Below are 5,901 nucleotides of genomic sequence, written 5' to 3'. Positions count from 1 at the left end.
CTAAAGCGCTAAAAGCGATATAATAATCACATAGAATACACCAAAAAAACCTGAACAGTACTGTTCAGGTTTTTTTTATGCCTATAGTTAAACTTATGCGTTTTGTTGTTTTGTTAGAGCTGTAGGGGACAGGAATAGCTGGTACAATGTGTAAATGAGGTGTTGTGAGTATTTTAATTTAAGTCTAATAGTTTATTATAGTTAAAGGAAAAAGGAGGTCTTAATTCTAATAAAAAGGACGGATAGGTTTGAAAATAATTTAGTTCAGTAACCTTTAGAGGAATATTGCTTATAATATTTAAAAATCAATAGGGGTAACTTTTAAATGTAATGCTGTAAATAATAATTCATTCTTCTTATAACACATAGTGTAGACTTTCTACGTTCAATTAAGTAGTGTTAATTATTTAAGTTGTGGTTCAATTCTGAAAAAAGGGGTCTTGAAAGTCTTATATCTCATGTCCTTATTTAATTGAAAACACCTCACAAAAAAAAAGCCTAAACACACATGTTCAGGCTTTTTTAAAGGCGTATTAAAATGGTGTTCTATAACTGGAAACCTAAAGTTAAAGTAACATTAGACTGAACAGCGTCGATAGCTGCAGAGTCTACTAAACCGCTATTGTATAATTGATAATTGTTGTCTTGTTGAGATTGATCGAAGGTTAAGTCTAAATTGAGGTTGCCGAAATTATAACCCAATCCTATAGAATACCCGTTTAAGTCGCCAACTGTTTCTCCATTAGCATACGGGCTATCTTCAAAGCGATAGCCACCTCTTAAACTAAAACGATTCAACTTATATTCTCCACCAACTCTATAGGTTGACGCAGCAGTTAATTGGTTTTCAATAATGGCATTTTGCGCTCTGAAATAAGAATCGGATGTGGGTTTAAACTTTGTGTTAGCATAATCTTTTCTTGAATAATCGAAACTGATTAAACCTTTGGTGCCGAAAACGTAAGCCAAACTTCCTGTAATTTTTCCTGGAGTTTGTAATTTGTATTCTTCAAAAACATTTAAAATTCTAGGATCTATTACTTTTAGAACGTTAGACCCAGCTTCATCTCTAACTGTTTCTAGATATTGAGTTGTTTGTTCTTCAATTGACATCCACTTTGGTGAGTTGTATGATAAACCAACTCGAAATTCTTCAGTTAATTTAAAAATACTACCTAATTGAAAGGAGAACCCGCTACCTGTAACCGACATATTATTTTCGAAGCCAACTTGGTTTACAATAGACCCGGCATTATTATTTTGTTCATATAAAAATGTAGAACGTTCATAATTTAAAAAATGAGAATTTAAATTAAGACCTAAATAAACGTTCTCACCATATTGTGTTCCTAAATTGAATGCTACTTTTCCATTATAACCGGTTGCTGCATAAGAATATTCTTGATTAAAGGTTCCACCTGCGATATTAGACGTATAACCAGTATTATCATCGTCGTTAGTATTGGGCTCTAAAATAAAAGAGTCATATCCTAAAAAGGCTTGTTGGTTTTGGTAGCCATAAGCGCTTCCAATTTCCGAATAAGCGTCACTTGTTGATTCTCCTGGTAACGCGGAAATTTCATCCAAACGCAATCCTTGAGCATTATTTAAAAAATAAGAATCAATAGAGCGGGTGTTGATTCCGTTAGACATCCAATCGTCTTCATAATTTTTAGTGTTTTCATAAGCCACCGCTAAGCTTATTGTTTTCCAAGGTGAACCAGAGTTGTTCTGAAAAACAAAGACACCCCCAGCTTGTTGAATATTAAAATTAGAGTTGGAACTGCTATTTCTTCCGTTAAAGTAGGACGTTTCATTTTTGGTATTCGTATTACCAAGCGTTATGGCCGCGTAACTTTTTAAAAATACAGCAGATCCTGCTGGGTTAATAGTTATGGCGCTTAAATCGCCTCCTAAGGCACCAAAAGCTCCGCTTAAGGCTCTGAAGCGAGCAGAACCTTGTATTTCTCCATCGCTGTAGCGAACAGCATCGTTTAAATTCTGTGCAGTAATTGTAGGCATAGATAAAACACCTATGAACAGTAAGAATAACTTTTTCATATTATTTATTTCTTTCTTTTTAATTTTATCAATTACCCTCTTCGTCTAGAGCCACCACCACTTCTTGAGGGCGAAGGGCTAGAGCTTCTTCTTGGTGCACTCATAGAATTATTGTTAGATCTAGAACGCGACGGCGTTGTAGCTCTAGGCGTTGTGGTACGCGCTGGTGCAGAGGTTCTCGCTCTACTAGGTGTCGAAGTTCTCGTTCTATTAGGAGCAGATGTTCTTACTCTAGTTCGAGAATTATTAGTTTCAGTACGTTGTCTTGTTGATGTCTCCGTTCGTGCTCTAGAATTTGAATTCGATCTCGCTTGGGTTGAGACTCTTCGTCCTAATTCTGAGTTTCTACTTACGTCAGAGTTTCTACTCGTCGTATTCCCTCTTCGTGTTGCATTACGTGAAACACTATTTCTATTGTAATATTGGTTGTTAGAGTAATAAGGGGAGTTGTTATAGTTTCCATAATACCCATTGTAACCGCCATAATAATAGGGGTTATAGTACGGATTGTAATATCCGGAATTCCATCCGTAACCGCTATATAATCCATAGCCGTGACCAAAACCAAAGCCTACATTCCATCCAGAATATGGACGAGAATATCCCCAATTGTTCCATCCGTAATATGGTCTGTTCCAGTAATTAGCATACCCTATTTCGTTTGAATATACATTAATGGTAATATTTTCATTTTCTTGTCCCCATCCCGCATAGCTTTCAGAATCTGCACTATTTGTGTCGTAATTACCTTGGTAACTATCGACATCGGTGAATACTTCTTCCTCTTTGTCTTCATCGGCTACATTTAAAGCACTCGATTTTTCATAAAAGTAGTTTTCATAGTAATTATTGTTGTTTGAATCGTTATCATCACTCTCAACAACTGCAGGTTGTTCTTGCTCTACATAATCGTCGTTAGAACTATAAATACCATCGCTATCTTGGCCAACGTATTGGTAGGAACCACAAGAAGAGAGCCCGAATGCCGCTATTAAGACAAGGCTTATAGTTACTTTACTGCGTATATCGTTTTTAAATTGCATATCTCTTGTATTTTATTGTTGAACATAACAAAAATAGTTAGTTTTGTCAAACTATTTCTTTTTTTAACATAGTCACAAAATTTGTGCCAAAACACTGAATATGAGCAAAAAACTAACGAGTAGAGCAGAAGATTACTCAAAATGGTATAACGAGTTAGTCGTTAAAGCCGATATGGCCGAAAACTCGGCAGTTAGGGGATGTATGGTTATTAAACCCTACGGATACGCAATCTGGGAGAAAATGCAAGCAGAATTAGATAGAATGTTTAAGGAAACAGGACACCAAAATGCTTATTTTCCGCTACTAATACCAAAAAGTTTATTTGAAGCTGAAGAGAAAAATGCTGAGGGATTTGCTAAAGAATGTGCTGTTGTAACACATTACCGTTTACAAAACGATCCCGATAACCCAGGAAAACTTCGTGTTGATCCTGAAGCTAAATTAGAAGAGGAACTTGTGGTAAGACCAACCAGTGAAGCTATTATCTGGAATACTTATAAAGGATGGATACAGTCATACCGTGACTTACCACTTTTAATTAACCAATGGGCCAATGTGGTGCGCTGGGAAATGCGTACACGATTGTTTTTACGAACCTCCGAATTTTTATGGCAGGAAGGGCATACGGCTCACGAAACAAAAGCCGAAGCATTAAAAGAAACACAAACAATGAATAATGTGTATGCAACGTTTGCCGAAAACTTTATGGCTATTCCTGTTATTCAAGGTGTGAAAACGGAAAGCGAACGTTTTGCCGGAGCCATTGATACTTATTGCATTGAAGCCTTAATGCAAGATGGTAAAGCGCTACAGGCAGGAACTTCTCACTTTTTAGGTCAGAATTTTGCCAAAGCATTCGATGTAAAATTCACCAATAAAGAAGGAAAGCAAGAGTATGTTTGGGCGACCTCTTGGGGAGTCTCTACACGATTAATGGGAGCTTTAATAATGACGCATAGTGATGATCTAGGTTTAGTATTGCCTCCAAATTTAGCGCCTAATCAAGTGGTTATTGTTCCTATTTATAAAACCGATGAGCAATTTGAAGAAATTACATCAGTTGTAAATGGTATTATGAAAGATTTAAGAGCAAAACATATTACTGTAAAGTTTGATAATAGAACAACGCATAGACCGGGGGCAAAATTTGCGCAGCACGAATTACAAGGTGTGCCTTTAAGAATTGCAATAGGACCAAAGGATCTTGAAAACGGAACCGTAGAATTAGCGCGTAGAGACACGCTAACAAAAGAAGTGGTCTCTTTAAATACCTTAACAGATAAAGTTGAAGGGCTGATGACCGAAATTCAAGATGATTTATACAACAAAGCGTTAGATTATAGAGACAGTCATATTACAGAAGTCGATACTTTTGAAGAATTTAAAGCCGTAATTGACGGTAAAGGAGGCTTTATATCGGCGCATTGGGATGGTACTATAGAGACTGAAGATAAAATTAAAGAGGTTACAAAAGCAACCATTAGATGTATTCCTTTAGATGCTAAAGAAGAAAATGGAAAATGTATTTTTTCTGGAAGTGTCTCAAACAGAAGGGTTTTGTTTGCTAAAGCTTATTAATTTTTGTTTTATTTTATTTTAAGCTTGCAACATTTAAAAATAAGAGTATCTTTGCATCCGCAATAGCGATATTGTGGCTCACAATAAGGAATATAAATTGTGAAAGTTATTTGAAAAAAAGTGTTGCGAGTTTAGAAAATAAGATATATATTTGCAACCGCAATGGAGACATTGTAAGTCACGATAAGGAATAAATATTGTGAAAAGTTATTTGAAAAAAGTGTTGCAGGTTATAGAATAAAATATATCTTTGCAAACTCAAAATAAAATGGCCCGTTCGTCTATCGGCTAGGACGCCAGGTTTTCATCCTGGTAAGAGGGGTTCGACTCCCCTACGGGCTACAATTTTTTAATAAAAATAAAATAATGGCAAATCATAAGTCAGCGTTAAAAAGAATCAGAAGTAATGAATCTAAACGCTTAAGAAATAAATATCAGCATAAAACGACACGTAGTGCGATTAAAAGATTACGTGAGTTAACAGATAAGAAAGAAGCAGAAGCATTATTGCCTTCAGTAATCTCAATGTTAGATAGATTAGCAAAGAAGAATGTGATTCACACAAACAAAGCTGCTAATTTAAAATCTACTTTAGTAAAGCACGTCGCTTCTATCTAAACTGTATTAGTTATATAATAATAGGAGAGCCTAATGAGAAATCGTTAGGCTCTTTTGTGTTAAGTCAATTCTATTTGCAAACACTACAGTCACCTAAAGCATAGAACGGATCAAGTGAAAAAGTTATGCGATTTTAGGGATCATTCCCAAATGTTGTGTTTAAGCAAAAATAGTAGTCAATCTAAAAAGGAAAAATTCTATATTTTTGACACCTCTAAATTGTGTTCTAAAGGCTTTAATTTTTGCGTTAAAGGATTCTGCGGATGCATTTGTGCTTCTATTTATGAAGTAATTTAAAATTGATTTGTAGTTAATATGTATTGTGTTAGCTATAGTATTGAAGGCTTTAAACGTATCAAGGAATATTTTTGGGGAGTGACATAAATTAGACATATAATTTAGTAAGTCTAAACAAGAAAAACTTAACATCTCTTACGCCTCTAAACATCGACCTGAACTCTTTGATTTTTGCATTAAAAGATTCCGCGGAAGCATTGGTGCTCCTGTTGTTAAAATAATTCAAAATTGGTTTGTAATGGATTTGTATAGACCTTGCAATGGTATTGAAGGACTTAAAATTTGAGTTTTCTACTTCGTTAT

6 protein-coding genes and 1 tRNA gene are annotated in these 5,901 nt (G+C 35.2%); 3 read left to right on the top strand and 4 right to left on the bottom strand.

What is annotated here, in order from left to right; translation table 11 throughout:
- Positions 1-546: 546 nt before the first annotated feature.
- Together ES676_RS14370 and ES676_RS14365 are read right to left on the bottom strand one after the other, a co-directional pair.
- Positions 547-2,061: an OmpP1/FadL family transporter gene (locus ES676_RS14370; RefSeq protein WP_148371020.1), complete on the bottom strand. Its 1,515-nt coding sequence runs from the start codon at positions 2,059-2,061 to the stop codon at positions 547-549.
- A 32-nt stretch (positions 2,062-2,093) separates the two neighbouring features.
- Positions 2,094-3,104: a hypothetical protein gene (locus ES676_RS14365; protein WP_148371019.1), complete on the bottom strand. Its 1,011-nt coding sequence runs from the start codon at positions 3,102-3,104 to the stop codon at positions 2,094-2,096.
- Positions 3,105-3,204: 100 nt separating this feature from the next.
- Here ES676_RS14365 and proS point away from each other — a divergent pair, with 100 nt between their 5' ends.
- The 3 genes from proS to rpsT all read left to right on the top strand — a co-directional run bounded on the left by proS (position 3,205) and on the right by rpsT (position 5,301).
- Positions 3,205-4,683, top strand: coding sequence for a proline--tRNA ligase (gene proS / locus ES676_RS14360; protein ID WP_148371018.1), 1,479 nt, complete (start codon positions 3,205-3,207; stop codon positions 4,681-4,683).
- Positions 4,684-4,953: 270 nt separating this feature from the next.
- Positions 4,954-5,025: transfer RNA gene (locus tag ES676_RS14355), tRNA-Glu, on the top strand.
- Positions 5,026-5,049: 24 nt separating this feature from the next.
- Positions 5,050-5,301 (top strand): 30S ribosomal protein S20, encoded by a 252-nt coding sequence (gene rpsT / locus ES676_RS14350; protein ID WP_148371017.1) that lies wholly within the window; start codon positions 5,050-5,052, stop codon positions 5,299-5,301.
- Between the two features lie 159 nt (positions 5,302-5,460).
- Here the strand turns inward: rpsT and ES676_RS14345 are convergent, their stop codons facing one another.
- Positions 5,461-5,694, bottom strand: a complete 234-nt coding sequence (locus ES676_RS14345; RefSeq protein WP_148371016.1) for a transposase — start codon at positions 5,692-5,694, stop codon at positions 5,461-5,463.
- Positions 5,687-5,901 (bottom strand): transposase (locus ES676_RS14340; protein ID WP_148371015.1); only part of this gene is annotated, 215 nt, incomplete at its 5' end. The genes ES676_RS14340 and ES676_RS14345, both read right to left, overlap by 8 nt.

The organism is Bizionia saleffrena, from assembly GCF_008086175.1.
GTDB lineage: Bacteria > Bacteroidota > Bacteroidia > Flavobacteriales > Flavobacteriaceae > Bizionia > Bizionia saleffrena.
This window is presented reverse-complemented; position numbering and strand designations above follow the sequence as displayed.